Origin of the sequence: Winogradskyella flava, assembly GCF_014243395.1 — a bacterium.
In the GTDB taxonomy this organism is placed as follows: Bacteria; Bacteroidota; Bacteroidia; order Flavobacteriales; family Flavobacteriaceae; genus Winogradskyella; species Winogradskyella flava.
Genome location: NZ_JACLCP010000001.1, coordinates 212,914 through 232,154, shown reverse-complemented (window position 1 = coordinate 232,154; position 19,241 = coordinate 212,914). Strand labels below are relative to the sequence as shown.

18 protein-coding genes are annotated in these 19,241 nt (G+C 31.4%); 15 read left to right on the top strand and 3 right to left on the bottom strand.

What is annotated here, in order from left to right:
- Positions 1–4: 4 nt before the first annotated feature.
- Positions 5–1,324, bottom strand: a complete 1,320-nt coding sequence (locus H7F21_RS00925) for a DUF4412 domain-containing protein (protein ID WP_185787363.1) — start codon at positions 1,322–1,324, stop codon at positions 5–7.
- 118 nt (positions 1,325–1,442) lie between these two features.
- Between H7F21_RS00925 and H7F21_RS00920 the strand changes: the two genes are divergently transcribed.
- The 12 genes from H7F21_RS00920 to H7F21_RS17595 all read left to right on the top strand — a co-directional run bounded on the left by H7F21_RS00920 (position 1,443) and on the right by H7F21_RS17595 (position 13,481).
- A complete protein-coding gene (locus H7F21_RS00920) occupies positions 1,443–1,994 on the top strand; it encodes an RNA polymerase sigma factor (protein WP_185787362.1) in 552 nt (183 codons plus the stop codon).
- Positions 1,994–2,716, top strand: a complete 723-nt coding sequence (locus H7F21_RS00915) for a tetratricopeptide repeat protein (RefSeq protein ID WP_185787361.1) — start codon at positions 1,994–1,996, stop codon at positions 2,714–2,716. The genes H7F21_RS00920 and H7F21_RS00915 overlap by 1 nt, the downstream gene beginning before the upstream one ends.
- A 140-nt stretch (positions 2,717–2,856) precedes the next feature.
- A complete protein-coding gene (locus H7F21_RS00910) occupies positions 2,857–3,135 on the top strand; it encodes a UBP-type zinc finger domain-containing protein (RefSeq protein WP_185787360.1) in 279 nt (92 codons plus the stop codon).
- Positions 3,136–3,137: 2 nt separating this feature from the next.
- A complete protein-coding gene (locus H7F21_RS00905; RefSeq protein WP_185787359.1) occupies positions 3,138–4,766 on the top strand; it encodes an FAD-dependent oxidoreductase in 1,629 nt (542 codons plus the stop codon).
- Between the two features lie 43 nt (positions 4,767–4,809).
- Positions 4,810–5,766: an L-threonylcarbamoyladenylate synthase gene (locus H7F21_RS00900; RefSeq protein WP_185787358.1), complete on the top strand. Its 957-nt coding sequence runs from the start codon at positions 4,810–4,812 to the stop codon at positions 5,764–5,766.
- A gap of 202 nt (positions 5,767–5,968) precedes the next feature.
- On the top strand, positions 5,969–6,874 hold the full coding sequence (locus tag H7F21_RS00895; RefSeq protein WP_185787357.1) for a nucleotidyltransferase domain-containing protein: 906 nt from the start codon (positions 5,969–5,971) through the stop codon (positions 6,872–6,874).
- Positions 6,867–8,330 (top strand): B12-binding domain-containing radical SAM protein, encoded by a 1,464-nt coding sequence (locus H7F21_RS00890; protein ID WP_185787356.1) that lies wholly within the window; start codon positions 6,867–6,869, stop codon positions 8,328–8,330. The genes H7F21_RS00895 and H7F21_RS00890 overlap by 8 nt, the downstream gene beginning before the upstream one ends.
- Positions 8,323–9,108, top strand: coding sequence for a class I SAM-dependent methyltransferase (locus tag H7F21_RS00885; protein ID WP_185787355.1), 786 nt, complete (start codon positions 8,323–8,325; stop codon positions 9,106–9,108). Before H7F21_RS00890 ends, H7F21_RS00885 begins: the two co-directional genes overlap by 8 nt.
- Positions 9,109–10,488 (top strand): B12-binding domain-containing radical SAM protein, encoded by a 1,380-nt coding sequence (locus H7F21_RS00880; RefSeq protein ID WP_185787354.1) that lies wholly within the window; start codon positions 9,109–9,111, stop codon positions 10,486–10,488.
- Position 10,489: 1 nt separating this feature from the next.
- Entirely contained in the window at positions 10,490–11,605 is a 1,116-nt protein-coding gene (locus H7F21_RS00875; protein ID WP_185787353.1) for a hypothetical protein, read from the top strand.
- Positions 11,605–12,354 (top strand): glycosyltransferase family 2 protein, encoded by a 750-nt coding sequence (locus H7F21_RS00870; protein ID WP_185787352.1) that lies wholly within the window; start codon positions 11,605–11,607, stop codon positions 12,352–12,354. Before H7F21_RS00875 ends, H7F21_RS00870 begins: the two co-directional genes overlap by 1 nt.
- Positions 12,342–13,481: an acyltransferase family protein gene (locus H7F21_RS17595; protein ID WP_185788520.1), complete on the top strand. Its 1,140-nt coding sequence runs from the start codon at positions 12,342–12,344 to the stop codon at positions 13,479–13,481. The genes H7F21_RS00870 and H7F21_RS17595 overlap by 13 nt, the downstream gene beginning before the upstream one ends.
- Here H7F21_RS17595 and H7F21_RS17540 read toward each other — a convergent pair.
- Positions 13,478–14,305, bottom strand: coding sequence for a putative capsular polysaccharide synthesis family protein (locus tag H7F21_RS17540; protein ID WP_185787351.1), 828 nt, complete (start codon positions 14,303–14,305; stop codon positions 13,478–13,480). The two genes, H7F21_RS17595 and H7F21_RS17540, sit on opposite strands and share 4 nt — an antisense overlap.
- Complete coding sequence (locus H7F21_RS00855; RefSeq protein WP_185787350.1) at positions 14,302–15,903, bottom strand: glycosyltransferase family 87 protein; 1,602 nt, start codon at positions 15,901–15,903, stop codon at positions 14,302–14,304. The genes H7F21_RS17540 and H7F21_RS00855 overlap by 4 nt, the downstream gene beginning before the upstream one ends.
- A gap of 157 nt (positions 15,904–16,060) precedes the next feature.
- Here H7F21_RS00855 and H7F21_RS00850 point away from each other — a divergent pair, with 157 nt between their 5' ends.
- From H7F21_RS00850 to H7F21_RS00840, 3 genes are read left to right on the top strand one after another with little or no spacing between them, the layout of a single operon-like run.
- Complete coding sequence (locus tag H7F21_RS00850) at positions 16,061–17,278, top strand: lipopolysaccharide biosynthesis protein (protein ID WP_185787349.1); 1,218 nt, start codon at positions 16,061–16,063, stop codon at positions 17,276–17,278.
- A complete protein-coding gene (locus H7F21_RS00845) occupies positions 17,268–18,170 on the top strand; it encodes a glycosyltransferase family 2 protein (protein WP_185787348.1) in 903 nt (300 codons plus the stop codon). The genes H7F21_RS00850 and H7F21_RS00845 overlap by 11 nt, the downstream gene beginning before the upstream one ends.
- Positions 18,151–19,233 (top strand): radical SAM protein, encoded by a 1,083-nt coding sequence (locus H7F21_RS00840; RefSeq protein ID WP_185787347.1) that lies wholly within the window; start codon positions 18,151–18,153, stop codon positions 19,231–19,233. The genes H7F21_RS00845 and H7F21_RS00840 overlap by 20 nt, the downstream gene beginning before the upstream one ends.
- The last annotated feature ends 8 nt before the right edge of the window (positions 19,234–19,241 follow it).

Genomic DNA, 19,241 nt, shown 5'->3' with positions numbered 1-19,241 from the left:
TTTTTTAAAACATCTTTCGATATTCCTTGGGGTTTATAGTTTTACTGATATTGTCATTTATAGCTATGGTTTCGCTTGTCATATTTCCGTCTTTAGACACAATGGTATATTCCATAATATGTCCCTTGAGCACCTCCCGATTTTGAATAAACCAGTTGGGTAGATTTACCTCTGGCGCAACCCAAAGGTTCATTTTTACATCACTATCTGACATTGTATATTCATAACATTTTGCGCCAAGGATGGTTTTAGTTTCCCCTGTTTTTTCAAGATTTGTATAATCGTAATTTTCCATTTGGTCAGTAGGATTTTGCATTTTTTGACCTCCCATCATATTCTGTGATATTTGCATTTTCATACCTTGCGTTTCTACAAAAATGTGAGAATTACCTTTGTCCATTATTATAATAGATTCGCCAGCAATTTCTTCCTCTGAATAAGCCCCCATATCCACCTTTAATCCAATATACTTTTCACTAGGATTTAACAAATAAGACATGTCATATGAGCGATTTTGCTCTGGGACTGTAACTTTTACTTTAGTTTCAAAAGTGAATTGATAGGTGTCAGGCTCGGCAGTACTAATTGGTGCTTCATTTACAGTATAACCAATACTGTTTTGTGCAGAATCCTCTTTCTTTTTTACTGTTGTGTTATTAATAAACTGTGGTGATGTGCCATCAATGCCACCTTTAATACTAGCTTCATAATAGCGTTCTGAATAGTCTTCAGAATTGTTACTGAGTCTTACTATTTTCCTAAGACTCACACGTCCATTAAACGAAATCTGAATAGCATCTTCGGACAACACATCAATAGTAACTTCTCCTTTTGAAACATCATAAGTTTGGTAGTCATCAGTAACTGCCCTTTTGTAGTCCTCTTTATTTTTATCGTAATGAGGTAGTAAAGGATCGTATGATAGTTTTAAAGTTGCCTCTTCTGGAATTTTAAAAGTTCGTTTAACGGCTTTGTCTTCATTTCTATCGTGCCGTAAATCTTCTGTAGTTTTTACAGAAAGATAAAACCCATCTTGTATGTCGGCATCGTGAGACCACCATGATGTACTAAAATTATAAGAGTCGTTAGTTTGTTCTGCATTTATTTTTTTAACTTCAGGTATATCTACGGATCCATAAATATTAGAATGTGTTAAGAAAACACTACCGAAAGTTGGATTTTTCTCAACCTCTTCTTCAACATTCTTTTTACCAGAAATTACTTTTTCAGCTTTCTCTTTTAGCCTCTTAAATATTTGAGCTTCAGAACCTTGAATAGAACCAAAAATTAATAGAATTAGTAAGAATTTTAAAAGTGTTTTCATTGTGATTTTTAAATTGATTACACCTTTTGTTCTTTCATCTTTTAAAATGTTAACACGTCATCTTAAAAAAATTTATCTTTGACTTTCTTGTTAATGTTTTGCCCTTTTAAATAACTAAATGAAAAACACGGTTAGTGACGACCAATTACAAAAACGTCTTAGAGCTGATGATAAAAAAGCTTTAGAAGAGATTTATGTGGCGTATAAGTCAGAGTTTATAAATTACTCGAAACGCTACAAAATTGAAACTTCGGATGTTTTAGATATTTATCAAGATGCTATTATTGCCATGCATCAAAATTTTGTAATGTCGCGAATTGAATTAAAAACTAGTACTATAAAAACTTATTTGTTCGGTATCGGAAAGAATAAACTATTTAAGAGATTAAAGGAAAAACAACGCTTATTAAGAGTAGAAGTTGAACAACAAAAAGACGAATACACAGAAATAAAACTAGAAAGCAATTTACCTACAGAAAACCAATTGAAACTAGCCAAGCGTTTAAATGAAATCTCGGGAACATGCAAAAAACTTTTACAACTCTTCTATTATAGAAATTTAACGATTGAAGAAATTGTAGAATTAACCCATTACAAGGATGGCAATACAGTGAGAAGTCATAAATCACGATGTTTAAAAAACTTAAAAACGTTATTTAAAGTTAAGTAATGAATAATGAGGAACTCATACAAGATTATATAGCAAATAGGCTTTCTGAAAAAGAAAAAGCTAAAGTTGAGCGTCTATTAGAAACAAATTCAGGTTTTAAAACAGCATTTGAATCTCATAAAGATATAGCAGTGGCTTTTAAAGTTTCTGAGGCTGATAAATTAAAAACTTATTTTAAGCAATTAGAAGATAATCCTGTAAACTCAACATCACTTTTTAATAAATTTAAGTATGTTTATTTAGCAGTTGCAAGTATTATTGCCATTGGTTTTTTCTATAATTCATTTAATACGGTATCTGGTAATGAATTATTCAATTCAAATTTTGAAATTTACCCTAACACCTATCAGCCTGTTACTAGATCTAATGAATCTAGTGCTAATAATGATGCTTTTGTAGCTTATGAGAAAAATGATTTTATAACCGCTGAAAGAGACTTCGAAACACTTTTAAAAACATCAGAGAATCCTAATATTCGATTTTATTATGCATTATCCTTGTTGAATCAATCTAAATTTGATTTGGCCCTAAAGCAATTTGAAATACTTGATGGTAAAGAATATGATTACATAGAAGAGTCACTTTGGTTTTCTGCTTTAATTCAAGTTAAAAAAGAAAATGATATTAAAGCAAAAGAAAAACTAAATCAATTAAAAATACTTAAATCTGCATTTAAATCTGAAGAAAGGAAACTTCTTTTACAGAAATTGAACAATAGATAAATATTAATATTTCTAAACTTAAATGTAAGTGCTTAATATGGTTATGGTGTTTCTAATACTACAATAAGTCTCTAGAGTCAGTAGAACTAAGAATTAATTTGCCATTTCTTATCTTTACACTACATAATTTGAAAATACTTATGGGACAGTTCAAACCCAAAACCTGTGAGCATCTCAATACTATTGATGATGTGAAAAAGTCGAAAAATTATCATTGCGACGACTGTATAAAAACCGGAGATTCTTGGTTACATTTAAGAACTTGTCAAACCTGTGGCACAACATTATGTTGCGATAGTTCACCAAACAAGCACGCAAGTAAACACGCTTCAACGCAAAATCATCCTGTCGCCAGTTCTGCCGAGCCCAATGAAAAATGGCTATGGTGCTATGAACATAAATCTATAAAAACGTATTAAAATTGAAAGACCCAAGATTTCCTGAATTAACACATAATCAAGTTACCAAGCTTAAAGATTATGGCTCCGTAGAAGATTATAAAGATCCTACAAGAGTATTTGCACTTGGTGACAATCTTTATGACTTTTTTGTTATACTTAAGGGAGCCATCAATATTAATGATCCATATAATAAAACCACTATTGTTACTCACGGTAAATACGAATTCTCTGGAGATAGTGGCATGTTATCCAATAGAGCGGCCCAATTTCATGCAGATACCATAGCGAATACGAGCTTATTACGAATAAAACCAAATCGGTTGAAAGAAGCTATATCGAAGAATAGTGATATTAGTGATGTATTATTAAATGCATTTTTATTGCGTCAGCAAACCGTTTTGTCTGAAATATCTGGTGGATTAAAATTAGTAGGGTCAGCCAAATCTAATGCGACTTATGAAATCCGAGATTTTCTTGAAAAGAATCACATTTGGCACAATTTCATTGATACGGATTCTGAAGATGAAGCTTTGGAACTTTTAAAAAGTTTTGATTTAACTGAGCAAGATTTACCAATTTTAATCAATAGTGAATCTAAAGTATGCAAACAACCCTCTGTAGACGAGGTTGCGAGGTACAGCGGTGTTTTAATGGACTTTGAAGATAAAATTTTTGATGTCTTGGTCATTGGAGCAGGCCCAGCAGGATTAGCAGCTAGTGTTTATGCAGCTTCTGAAGGGCTAGAGGTTGTCACTATTGATAGTCAAGCACCGGGGGGACAAGCTGGGAAAAGCTCAAAAATTGAAAATTATTTAGGTTTCCCGACTGGCATATCAGGAGGGGATTTAGCCAACAGAGCTTACATACAAGCGCAAAAATTTGGATGTAATATTTCGATACCACATCGTGCAAAGCGCTTAGAATATAATCAAGATCATTTTATAGTTTATGCAACAAATGATAAGGTTATAAAATCTAAAACCATCATCGTGGCAACTGGTGCTGCCTACAGGCGTTTGCCACTTGAAAATATTGAGGATTATGAAGGAAGTGGCATATATTATTCTGCCACTGGGATGGATGTTAGTAATTGCATTGATCAACCCGTAGTAATTGTTGGTGGTGGAAATTCGGCAGGCCAAGCGGCCATGTTTTTATCTAATCATGCCAAAATGGTTTATGTAATGATTAGAGGAAATGATCTTGGAGCAAAAATGAGTGATTATTTAGTGCAACGTTTGGAAGCTTCTGAAAAAATAGAAATTCTTAGAGAAACAGAAATAACGAAGCTTAGAGGTGACCATCATCTAGAATCCATTACGATTTCGACAAATGGCGAAAATAAAGATATGGAAGTGTCCAATGTATTTTCATTTATTGGTGCGCAGCCCAATACTAGATGGATGGATGGTATAGTAGTAACTAATGATAGAGGGTTTCTTTGTACTGGTACTTCTTTGATTAAAAAGGACTTAACTAAATGCGATATCTATTCTAAGCGCGAACCACAAGCTTTGGAATCGAGTATACCTGGCATATTTGCCGTTGGTGATGTGCGTGCCGACTCAGTGAAACGCGTAGCGTCTGCAGTTGGAGAAGGTTCGGTTGTTGTGAGTATGATTCATCGTTACCTTAGTGAATTGTCATAGATTATTACAGTTTTTTGAAGTAATATTGCAGTCTATTTAGACAATGGGTATTATTTCAAAAAACATATCAAAGGCTGTTACACTTCTTAACAATGAAGAACTAGTTGCCATTCCAACCGAAACGGTTTACGGATTGGCAGGTAATATCTATTCTGAAAAAGCAATCAAATTAATTTTTGAAACTAAAGAGCGTCCGTTTTTTAATCCGCTTATTGTTCATATACCATCAGTGGATTACTTAGAAAACATTGTAGATGAGATTCCTGAAAAAGCAAAGTTGCTGGTAGAAGCCTTTTGGCCAGGACCAATTACTTTGGTCTTAAAAAAGAAGGATATAATTCCTGATTTGATTACTGCAGGAAAAGATACAGTTGCGGTGCGCATGCCTAATCATTCAATGACATTAGAGTTGTTGAGGCAACTCGATTTTCCGTTGGCAGCACCAAGTGCTAATCCATTCAACCGAATAAGCCCAACCAAACCAGAACATGTTGAGCAATATTTTAAGAATAAAATTAAAATGGTTTTGGACGGTGGACCATGTGTGAGTGGTATTGAATCTACTATAATAGGTTTTGAAGATGACCAACCTATTATTTACAGGTTAGGCTCCACACCAATTGAAGTTATAGAAAACGCTATTGGGAAAATAAAAGTTAAGAATAAAAAAGACATATCCCCAAAGGCTCCTGGAATGCTAGCGCGCCATTACGCACCAAAAACAAAAACAATACTTACTAAGTATCTCCTTGAATCTATTAAAGAACATCAAGGAAAACGCATTGGCCTTTTAATTTTTAATGACAATTTTAATATTGAAAATATTGACTTTAAAATTGTATTGTCTCAAGAAAATAATCTTCAAGAGGCGGCATCAAATCTGTATGATGCACTTCATCAATTAGATGAACAAGAATTAGACATCATCATTGCCGAACGTCTGCCAGATTACGGTTTAGGCAAGTCCATAAACGATCGATTAGAGCGTGCCACAAAATAATCTAATTTTTAATCAGTAGTTTTTAACGTTGAGTTGTTCTATATAAAACAACGTATAAAATTATAGTTAAAATATTATTTTTTGACAGCAATAGTAAAAGAAACACCATTATAAATGTCGGTTTTTTTCATCGAAATGTCGGTTTTTTCTGCCTAATTGAAATTATTATGACTTATTTTTATAAAAAATGCTCCAATAGTTAATGAATGCTCTAAAAGTCATCATCTACTTTTCAATCTTTAAATATCCTTTAAAAAAAGAGGAGATATTTTCATTTTCATCTGCAAAAATTATTCAAGATATAGAGTTCGAACTTCGAGAATTAGTTGAAAAGGGTATTATTTTTAAGCATGGTGATTATTATTCAGATGTTAATGATACATCCCTTGTTGAGAGACGGTTAAAGGGTAATAAAATGGCAGAGGAGATTATGCCTAAAGCATTAAAACGCGGAAAATTCATAGCATCATTCCCTTTTGTTGAATCTGTAGCAATATCAGGAAGTTTATCTAAGGGCTATTATGACAATGATGGCGACATTGACTTTTTTATTATCACTAAACCGAAGCGTCTTTGGTTTGCAAGGACACTATTGATTCTTTACAAAAAAATATTCCTGTTAAATTCAAAAAAGTATTTCTGTGTCAATTATTTTATAAGTTCTAGTCGTTTAAATATTTCTGAACAAAACACCTTTACCGCTACTGAATTATTGACCTTGGTGCCAGTTTACGGCAAAATGGTATTTAATGCTTTTTTAGAAAAAAATAAATGGGCGCATGACTTTTACCCTAATAAATTTATAAATAAGGAACATTTACTAGAGCGGAGAAAAAAGCCTATATGGAGTAAAATAATTGAAGTTTTATTTAACAATAAATTTGGCCAAAATATAGAGGTTGTACTAAAAAACCTAACGTTAAAAAAGTGGAAATCTAAATTTAAACATCTCAATAAAGATAATTTTGAAGTTGCTATGAAATCGACTAATGATGTTTCCAAGCATCATCCTCAAGATTTTCAAAATAAGGTAATTTGCAAACTTAATGAATGCTATGACGATAAAAACAAAGCATTCAACCTCAACTTAACTCTAGAAAATGCTTGATGTTGTCTTTTCACATTCATACTATTATAAGTTCGATTCCAAGCAGTGGAAGAACAAAACACCCTATCCACCATTAGGCACTTTATATGCTGCGTCATATCTTAGAGAAAATAATTATAAGGTTGGTGTCTTTGATGCTAATCTTTTAGATAGTCCTTTAGAGATACGACCATATTTAGAAAATACAACACCTAGTATCTTTGTATTATACGATGACGGCTTTAATTATCTCACAAAAATGTGTCTTACAACAATGCGCGAAGCTGCTTTTGAGATGATTAAAATTGCCAAAAACATCAATTGTAAAGTCATAGTTTGTAGCTCTGACTCCACAGATCACTATGAGAAATATTTAGACGCTGGGGCAGATTTTATTATCCAAGGAGAAGGCGAAATTTCTTTAAAAGAACTTGTTGATGCTTTATCAAAAAATGAAGATACTAGGTTAATTAAAGGAATTGTTTTTAAGGATAATGAGGAGATAATAAAAAACCCAAAACATCCTGTTCTAAGAAATTTAGACGAATTACCAATGCCAGCTTGGGACTTAATAGATCTAGAACCTTATCGCGAAATTTGGAGATCAGGTGGCAATGAATTCACGCTAAATATTGCAACAACAAGAGGTTGTCCTTTTAAATGTAATTGGTGTGCAAAACCTATTTACGGAAATAGGTATAACTCGCATTCGCCAGAATATATTACAAGACACGTAAAATACCTTTCAGAGACTTATGGAGTTAATCGTTTTTGGATGTGCGATGACATTTTTGGACTAAAACCAAATTGGGTTCAGAATTTCAACAAGGAACTTAAGAAAGAACAGCTGAATATTAGGTATTATATACAAAGTCGGGTTGATTTATTACTAAAAGAAGACACAATTGAAGCTTTGGCTGAAAGTGGCTTGGAAGAAGTATGGGTTGGTGCAGAGAGTGGCTCACAAGCTATTTTAGATGCCATGGACAAGGAGACAACTGTTGAGCAGATTTATCAAGCAACTAAACTTTTAAAGGAGAAAAATGTGCGTGTTGCTTTTTTTATCCAATTTGGATATCTAGGAGAGACCAAAGCAGATATAGACAAAACGATTGGTATGATTAAGGAATTAGTTCCTGATAATATTGGTGTTTCGGTATCATATCCTTTGCCTGGAACTAAGTTTTATGATAAAGTAAAAGATGATCTTAAATTAAAAGCTAACTGGACAGATTCAGATGATTTGGCTATGATGTTTAAAGGGACCTATAATACAAGCTTTTACAGAAAATTACAGCGTTACGTCCATAAAGAATATAGAATTAGTCAGGCATATGATAATTTAAGAACGTTTTTTAAAAATCCTTTAAAACTATCCAAGCATCAATATAGATCACTTGCTTTACTATGCTATTATTTACCATCGGCATTTTTAGATAAAATGCTCCTAAAAACCATGCAACAAAATAATGACTAATGGTTTTGATATCGCCTCTGTTCAATATGATACCGCTTTCACATTTTCGAAAATTGGTAAAGCACAACGTCAGAGGGTTTTTAAATATCTACGGACAATTATAAATACAACTGAAAAACTATCAATTTTAGAATTAAATTGTGGTACAGGTGAAGATGCTATACAATTTGCTCGATTAGGACATAAAGTCTTAGCAACTGATGTTTCTACTGGTATGATTAAAGTAGCTAAAGCCAAATCACATTCTAAAAATATAGAGTTTAGAATTCAAGACATTAATACCTTAAATGAGACTAATTTTGAAACAAAATTTGATATGGTCTTCTCTAATTTTGGTGGATTTAATTGCTTATCTAAACAACAGCTAGAGGCATTTTTCAACAACATATCTCAACTACTGAACGAAAAAGGTAAAGTTATCTTAGTCATAATGCCAAAACATTGTATATGGGAGCAAATATACTTTACATTAAAAGGGAGATTAAAAAAGGCTAAAAGAAGACATACAGAACAAAGTGTTCCTGCAAATGTTGATGGTCTTACGGTAGATACCTGGTATTACAATCCTGAAGATATTGTATCTTTAGCAGAAAAGGATTTTTTTATTAATCAGATAAGACCAATAGGTTTAACCATACCGCCTTCTTATCTTGAAAGTTCCTTTTTGGCCAATAAACTGTTTGTTTCTATTTATAAAGGTATTGACTCTATTTTGACCAATTCATTTTGGTCTAAATATGCAGATCATTTTCTTATAGAATTAACCAAGAAATCGTAAATGAGTATTCTACTAACACATACCTACTATATTTATGAAGATGTTAAGGAACAATCCATTATGAGGCCATATGCGCCACTTGGTTTGCTCTATATTTCAGCGTATTTAAATGAACACAAGGTAGAAAATCATGTGTTTGATTCTACATTTTATTCAAAAGAAGAACAACTAAATTTTATTAGAGAAAAGCAGCCTAAAGTAGTGGCGATATATACCAATTTAATGACTAAGATCAATGTTATTAAATTGATTAAAACCCTTAAATCTGATGGGCAATATGGCTTTCCTAAAGTCATTCTTGGTGGACCAGATATTACATATAATTGTGAAAACTATCTCAACACTGGTGCAGATTTTTTAATTATTGGAGAGGGTGAGCAAACCACCTTAGAATTGTATTGTGCCATTTTTAAGAATGAGGATTATTCAAATATCACAGGTGTTGCGTATTTGGACAAAGGTAACGTTATCAAAACAGCACCTCGTGTAAAGATGAAAGATCTGTCTGAACTGCCTCTACCAAATAGAGAGGCGATTCCTGTAGAAAAATATTTAGACACATGGAAAACCAATCATGGCATGAGTTCTATGACTGTGAGCACGCAACGTGGTTGTCCTTACACCTGTAAATGGTGCAGCACAGCGGTTTATGGACAAAGCTACAGAAGACGACCTGCTGAAATGGTAGCAAAAGAGTTACGGTTATTGAAAGACACTTATAATCCTGATAGTATTTGGTTTGTAGATGATGTCTTTACAGTGAGTCATAAATGGGTGAAAAGTTTTCATGAAGAGGTTATAAGACAAGATGCTATTATTCCTTTTGAATGTATTACTAGAGCAGAACGTTTAAATGATGAGGTTCTACAATTATTAAAAGAAGCTGGTTGTTACAGAATATGGATTGGTGCAGAAAGTGGTTCTCAAAAAATCATTGATGCTATGGATAGACGTGTTGATGTCGATGTAGTAAAAACAGCTATTCAAAAGACCAATAATTTGGGCATTGAAACAGGTACTTTTATCATGGTAGGTTATCCAGGCGAAGACGAAAAGGATATTAACCAAACCATTAACTATCTTAAAGCTGCGAACCCAACTCATTTCACGATTACAGTTGCCTATCCAATTAAAGGGACATCCTTGTATACTGACATCGAAGACAAAATCACTGTTCAGCCCAATTGGGAAACTTCAACGGACAGAGACATTGATTTTAAAAGAACTTATTCTCGCAAGTTTTATGATTATGCTGTTAGGAAGGTGGTTAATGAAGTGAATTATAGCAAGGAGAAAACAGGTAAAAAGAACATCAAAAAAATGATAAGCTTTAAATTAAAATCTACCTTAGCTGGTACTTTAATGAAATTGTCTAAATAGCATGAAATCATTTCTTAGCGCTTTATGCTTTATCCTTTTTGTAATCTCTTTATCATGCAGCCCTAAAGAAGATTATGAAATTAAATTAAAATGGAATAAAGCCTACCCAGAAGATACATTTGAAAGAAGTGTCACTGGTTTAAAGTGGGCATTATCATATTTAGGGTCTACAATTGCAAACGATTCAACATTAATTAAGTTTAATCCTCAGGATTCCATTATTAATTTAGATATTAAAGTCTTAGGCTTTTCAGATGATGCCAGTAAAACATTGGCTAAGCTTCAATATACATTTAAAGAAACTGAATATTACAAAGAAAATAACAGTTATGATTTGGGGAGATATGTTGCTTTAACTTTCGGGAATCCTAATCATTATTATGCCATTACGGATATCTCTGAAACGTTCAAAAAATTTCATCAGAATTATACTTTTTCTAGTGCAAAAGGCTACATCAATAATTCTAGTGTGTCAAAAGTGCACCGTATTCTTTCTTTCACAAATATATCTGAAGACAATAGTCAAGCTTTTTTATCCGTTGAAATAGACTCTATAACCAAGGATACTTTAGAATATGAAACCACGGAAAGAATGCCTAATGGACAATTAAAATTTGGTATTTATGATAAGGATGGAAAATTGAAGAGTGCTGCCAGTAGCATAGTTACCAAAGCAGGAGCACCGGCAAAATGTATTTGGTGCCATGAAGTTGTCGTACAGCCATTATTTAGAACACAACAGAACTATAAAGGTTACTTAGACTATTTTAAACTTGATGATACCTTGACGTATTTTAATAGAAAACTTCAAAAATATCAGGATTCAATATGGATTGATAAAAGTCTGTCTAATAAAAAGCTCCATACAGAACTAGAGTTGCTTTATATTTCTTTTATGGAACCTTCGGCTGAACGTATCTCAAGAGAATGGAATATGCCCTTAAAGGATGTTAAACAAAAATTATCTGGTTTAGAAACCCATATTTACGAGGAATTTCCTTTTCTAGGAAATCTATATCATAGACAGGATATCGATGCTCTTGCGCCTTATACTGTTCTCGAAGTCTCAGAAAGTATTAGGGAAAAATCCAATAATGATGTCAACCTCCTAAAGTAATGCTTCATCAAAAGAAAATAGTGGTTATTCTTCCTGCCTACAATGCTTCTAAAACATTAGAACAAACGTACAAAGAGATTCCTCTCGATATTGTAGATGATGTTATACTTACTGATGATTTTAGTAGTGATAATACAGTCGAAGTCGCGAAACGCATAGGTATAAGTCACATTATTGAGCACAATATAAATTTAGGATATGGCGCAAATCAAAAGAGTTGTTATGATAAGGCTATTGAACTTAGTGCTGATGTTATTATAATGCTACATCCAGATTATCAGTATAACCCTAAATTAATACCGGCAATGGCTGATTTAGTTGCTAACAACGTTTATGATGTTGTATTAGCCTCTCGTATTCTGGGTAAAAGTGCGCTTTCGGGCGGAATGCCTTTATATAAATATATATCCAATCGCGTATTGACCCTTATCCAGAATTTATTAATGAATCAAAAGCTGTCAGAGTATCATACTGGTTATCGTGCATTTAATGCAGAAGTTCTGAAGTCAATTCCTTTTCAACACAATTCAAACGATTTTATTTTTGATAATCAAATTTTAGCGCAGTGCTGTTACAAAGGCGTTATCATTGGTGAAGTCTCTTGTCCTGCAAAATATGAAAAGGATTCATCTTCTATTAACTTTAAGAGAAGTGTAATTTATGGTTTGGGTGTATTAAGGGTGTCTTTCTCATACTTTTTACATAAACTTAAACTATACAAATTCAAACTGTTTAGATCTATTTCATAATACGATTTTTTAAAATTGAAATTGATTCAACTAGATTATTTGGACTTGATATCTTAAGGGCTTTAGCAATTCTTTTTGTTATATACCAACATGCAGGAAACTATCTGCCTATAGTACTAAAAGAAAAATATAATGTCTTTGTTTTTGATGGCGTATCCATATTTTTTGTTTTAAGTGGGTTTCTAATAGGGAGGATTCTTATTCAACTTTACAGTAAACCTAATTTTAAAACCAAAGATCTATTAGTATTTTGGAATAGGCGCTGGTTGCGCACATTGCCCAATTACTTTTTAGCATTATGTCTTTTAATACTGTTGAATTTCGCTTTTAATCCAAGCTTTACAATAAGAAGTATAACAAAGTATTTATTTTTTCTTCAAAACTTTAATTCACCTCATCCTAGCTTTTTCCCAGAATCTTGGAGTTTAAGTGTAGAAGAGTGGTTTTATTTTATTATCCCGATTGGTCTTTTATTTTTAACTAAAGGCTTAAAATTGAACACTAGAAAATCGGTATTATTAATAGTATTTACCTTAATAATCTTTACTACACTTTTTAGATATTATAAGTTTGCGACTCATGAAATATCTAGTTTGGGAGATTGGGATTTGCTGTTTAGAAAACAAGTCTTAACAAGACTAGATAGTATAATGTACGGTGTTCTTGGATCGTACTTTTTTTATTATCATTCAAAAAATTGGTTTAAGCATCGCTTAAAACTCTTTTGGGTTGGACTACTGTTGATATTATCTGCTAAAATTTTAAGCATTTTCAACTTAAAACCTACCCTAGGAGTCTACAATTTTGTATTTTCTTTTTCGGTATTCGCTATTGGTGTGTTAATGATAATCCCTTATTTGAGCAGTATTAAAAGTGGAAAAGGATTTCTGTCAAAGATAATAATTAGAACAAGTGTCATATCTTATGCTATGTATATTCTTCATTTATCTCTTGTTCAATTTTGGATTATAGATAGAATAAATTGGCAAAATTCATATCTAAATTCAAACTTAATTATAACTGTAAAGTTTCTCTTGTTTTGGGTCTTGACCTTCTTTCTGTCTCATATACTTTATAAGTATTTTGAGCGTCCAATTATGAACTTAAGAAAAGCTAAAACATCTTAATCTTTCAACCACTTTTTAATAGCTAGTTTTCTTTGGATTTCAGTGAGAAAATGTTTGGCGTATTTAGAATTGTAGCATTCTTCAAGATAAGCTTTGTCAAACCTGATAAACTCTTTAAATCTTCTGTACAACTCGCCTGAAGTTCTATTAGCAGTGATATTAGTATTTACAAGTTTGAATTTTGATATCTCACAAAATTTACCAATTAATTTTTCCTTTAAACTATCCTCTAGATAACAATTCATAATCAAGACTTCTATTCCATCTTGGTGAATTATAGTATGGCCTATTTCCGCATTAAACGAATATTTATAAACATCTATTTGGGTGTCATTATGGAAATTATCATCAAACCATTTTAGTGGATATGTATAAGGCAAGTGCTTATGAAATAGATATTCCAAATGTTCTAAATCACCTGCATAAACTTCTGGCTTTGTACCTGCATATAATTCAAAGGCATCAAAAAAAGCTGAAATATTTCGTTCAATGGGGTCTCTAAACATAGAAATAATTTTGTAATCCCTTTGCTTAGAAATAATCTTATCATGAATTAAAGACACTGGACTTCGACTTCCAGGATATATTCCATTATCAAAACAATAGGTGACATCTTTCTTAGCAACTTCAACATCTAAACTATGGGTGTGAAAAACCGACGTTTTTGGCATCAGTCGCTTTATAGAATTATAAACACTCAATGAGCCCACTTTTGCCATAGTATGCACAATGATAGGTGTGTTATGCTTCCAAATATTTAACTGAATTGCTTTTTTACTTAGAACTAGTCTATCATAAATGTGATATTTAAAAAAACGTTTCACTTGTTATTGTTACAGATATTCAATTTCTTAATAGTAAACGCACCTCTTCGAGAGTTGGAATCTGTAAGGTAATACACTTCACATCCATTTACTAAAACCGGCTTTTTCTTTAATGCAGGTGTATTTGTAATCTGCTTACGTTTCATCACGATTTGATTATTTTCAACTTTACATGCTACAACATCAAAACTAGTAATAGCAATCTCTGCATTAACAACTTCGTCACCATTTTTCCCAATTGCACTGTAAACTAACATATTATTTTCAACGTTAAAATCATAAATCATAAAGTGATTTTTATGATCTAGAACATAGGTTGAAGCATGCTTTTCAGGAGTAAAAAACATATCGCGATGCAATGGTAAAAGCAATAAAAATCCTAGAGTAATATACTTATAGTTAATTTTCTTTTTAAAGCTCGTGTAAAAGAGTAGGGCTAAAATTAATGACAACCATAATCTAGAAAATTTAAAAAATAACGGCAATGCTTCTAAACTAGATATTGGGAGGTTGCAAACTAAAAATAAGACACCAAGAAATAGAACTTTTCTGATTAAAGGCAGCGTTGAGGATATCATATAAAATGCTGGAATAATCCATAAAATTTGAGCATAAGTTGCCGTTCTAGATTGAATTAAAAACAGGGTTACTACCCAAATAGAAAGTACTTTAAAGAGTTTATCCTTATGAGAAAAACTTAATGAAATGGCTATACCAACAACCACGGATTTAAAAATCCATTTTAAAGCATAATACCACCGTGCGTTATTAAAAATTGCGTCTGGGTTGTAGTAGGTGTCTTTTATAAATAGGGTCTTTAGGAAGACATCCATAGATTGTGCATTGTACTGAAAATTTACAGTGCTTTTGTTTTTAATGGCATTAGGTATCACATCAAAAATGTAGGCTTCCCAAATAGAAGTACCTGATACCAATAAAGACAGTGACAGCAATGTAATTCCAATGAATATGATTATTATTACCGTTTTCCATTCTTTTTTAAAAAGTAAAGGAAATCCATAAGCAACAGGAAATACTTTTAATAAGGCTGCTATCGCTAACAGACTACTTCCTGAAATTTTCTTATGTTTTTCAAATAATATATAGCTAAGCACTACTAAGGCAAAAACTAAAAAATAAGTCTGCCCAAACAATACCTGATTTCTTAATGGCGCATAGCATATTATAGGAATAGCTACAACTAACCATTTTGATTTCCTGCCATAACGCCTTGCCAAATAAAAAATGGCTAATAAGAACAACACGCAGCTAATAATCGTATAAATAGATTTTGCCAAGTAAGCATCTTCTAGTTTAGCGAAAGGATAGAAAAAAGTCGCATTAAATGGACTATTAAGATAAAAATCTGCTAAAACCTCATCATAGCCTAAATCCCAGATATACTTATTAAAGGCATAAATATCAAATAGCGTTTCCTCTGGTTTATTATCATTAGTAGCGATATGTGCAGGAAAATAACTATTTGAAAAATCGTGTAAAGGAAAAGTTAGAGATTTCCAAAACAAATAGACTAGGATGAGCCCTAATGGTATAATATAAATTAGAGTGTTTTTATTTTGTTTGAAAAAATTTTTCATTGCTTTTGATAAAAGTAATATTAATCGTCGATATAGATTGAATTGTTTTTCAAATAACTTAAATTGTAATTATACTTATAAAACAATAAAATTAATATGGAGTTATATTAAGTAAGTTGTTATATAGGTAACACTGTAAGTATATTAGTTTTTAAACTTGAGAGAAACCTATTCAAATAATTACACGTCTAAAGCTAGAAGTAGAATTTTAGTTAGAGCCTTATTGGCTATTTACAATACTGGTAGAAGATTATTAGTCTCAGCCTTTAGTCTGTTGCTAAATTTTATTTTGATTAATTATTATCCTGAAGATGTCCTAAACACATATGTTTATTTTGTTAGTATTTATGGGTTATTTTATGTGTTTACAAATTGGGGAAGTAAATTTTTTATAACAAAACAGATTAGTAGTAGTCCAAAGGATATTAAACATCTTGTTACTGGTTCTATATCGAGTAAATTACTTTTATGTGTGCTTGCAAGTTTAATTATTATTGTCTTACCTCTAGAACTTGGAGTAAAAATATTAATGATTCTATTTCTTCTATTAAAATCCCTAACACCTATTTTTAATGGTTTAATAATCTATACTAAAACAAGCCAAACAGTTTTTATAGTTGAACTATTTTTTAACGTTCTATTCCTTGCTTATATTTTTTTTAATCAAAATACGATTAGTCCGTTTACGTTTATTCTTTTCTTTGTATTATTAGAATTACTTAAGTCTTTATATTACTTCTATAAATTTTGGGGCGAGTTGTCACTCGAAGTATCTTTACAAAAAGGCCTAACAGTTTTAAAAACATCTATTTATTTTTTTGGTGTCTCTTTTGCAGGTTTTATTGCGTCAAAGTCAGATTTTTATATTGTTGGTATTTTAATTGACCAGAGCACAATGAGTCATTACTTCATTATTTCAAGTTTATCTGCTATTTCTATGGTTATTTATGCATCATTAATCAATACTTTCGAAACAAGTATTTATCGATTTAGTAAATCTGTATTTAAAAAGTTAGAAGACACGCTTAGGAGTTTTGGAATGTTTTTTTCGATACTGTCAACAGCAGGGTTCTATGTGGCTATTAATTATTTCTATAATATTCCCGTAGATATAAAGTTTACGATATTGTTTTTAGTCAATATTTATATTTTCACTCTATTGAATTTTGAAATGTATCGATTTACTAAATTAGAGAAACAGAAGATAATTTTATTGATACTAATATTTGCTGGTATAATTAATCTAGGTCTTTCATTTATCCTAATTAAAAAATATATTTTATTTGGTGCTTTTATGGCCAATACTATTAGTCTACTATGCAACTACGTACTTCTAAGATTATATCTTAAAAAATATCTATGTAATGAAGTTTAGCATTATTACTATAACATATAATAGAGCACATTTAATTGCTCAAACTATTGATAGTGTTTTAAATCAAACTTATCAAAACTATGAGTTAATAATTGTTGATGACGACTCTACGGATAATACTGAAGCTGTTGTTAATACATACCAAAATGAGAATCCAAATAAGATAAAATATATAAAAACCAATAGATTAGGAGCCCCAAGTAAGTTACGGAATATAGGTCTGAAAGCAGCTAAGGGAGATATTATTTCAGTGCTAGATTCTGATGATTTGTGGTTAGAGGAAAAACTAGAAGAAATGCATGCAATTTTCTCAAAGCATAATGATGTAAATTTCATTATGCATAATCTTCAGCGTTTTTCAGAAATTGACAGATTAAATAAGCCATATTATAACTTCAAAACTTCATTTTATAAAGATATAATGCAAGAATTACTAATGTGCAAAATTTTAGCCTTTCCCGTATTTTCAATGCGGATTTCTCTGCTAGATGAGATTGGGTTTTTTGATGAAGAGATTGTTGAGGGACAACATGATTATTATTTGAAAGTGGCATCAAAGCACAAAGTATTTTATTTAAATAAACCCTTAACATTAATGAGGCGACATAAAGGAAACTACACTAAAAGTTACGATGTTATACATTGTTTAGATGCCATTAAATCTTATGACAAATTGTACCATCTTAAAAAATTAGACTTGAAACAGTACAAAGTAGCTTCAAACTTTATGAATTTTAAAATAGCTAATTTTTACTATCAAAATAACGAAAAAGAAAATGCTCGGATATACATCAAACATATTTTAAGTAATTCTTCATTTTTAGATAGATGGTATATTAGAGCTAATCGGTTAATGCTAAAAAATCAGATGAATGAGCGTTTCAGTATTTAAAAGAGTAAACAAGAAATATTTTCCTTCAAATTATATTTTCAATCCAGAGTGGATTGTTCTTGGTGTAAACAATGTTTGCAATCTTCATTGTAAAATGTGTGATGTTGGTACTAAAAATATGGAAAGCAATTTTGCTCAAAATCTTGTAGGTACTCACCCTATAAATATGCCATTAGAGCTAATAAAAAAGATAATCAATCACACCGCTAAATATTACCCTAAAACAAAACTGGGATATGGCTTTACAGAACCACTTGTTTATCCATCATTAATAGAATCATTACATTACGCCAACACAAAAAACTTATTTACTTCAATAACTACGAATGCTTTAACCCTTAAACATAAAGCCAAACAACTTGTTGGTGCCGGTCTTAATGAATTGTATATATCTTTGGATGGGCCGCAAGATATTCATAACGAAATAAGAGGGCATAAAAAGTCCTTTCAAAAAGCATTAGAAGGTATTGAGGAGTTATTAAAATATGAAAACTCACCTAAGATTTCGGTTTTTTGCGTTATTACAGAGTGGAATATTGGTTATTTAAATGAATTTTTAGAGGTTTTCAAAACATATCCATTATCGCAAATTGGATTTATGCATACAAACTTTACGCCTCAAGATATTGCGGATAAACATAATGAAATTTGGGCACATTCTTACCCAGCTACGTCTTCTAATATGGACGAAATCAATATTGATAATTTTGATTTAGAATTACTTTGGGAAGAAATAAAAACTATTAAAAACAGTACTTACAAATTCCCTATTACATTTTCTCCTGAAATAGACTCAAAAGAAAAATTAATTGAGTTTTATCATAGACCTGAAAAAATCATTGGAAGGATGTGCAATGATATTTTTTCTAACATTATGATTAAATCTGATGGATCTGTTATACCAGCTCATGGTCGATGCTATAACATTGATATAGGTAATATTTATGAAAGTAGTTTAAAAGACATTTGGAATGGACAGATTATTAAAAGGTTTCGATCAACTGTATCTAAAAATGGAGGATTTTTACCTGCATGTAGCAGATGCTGTAGTGCATTTAATTAATTTATAAA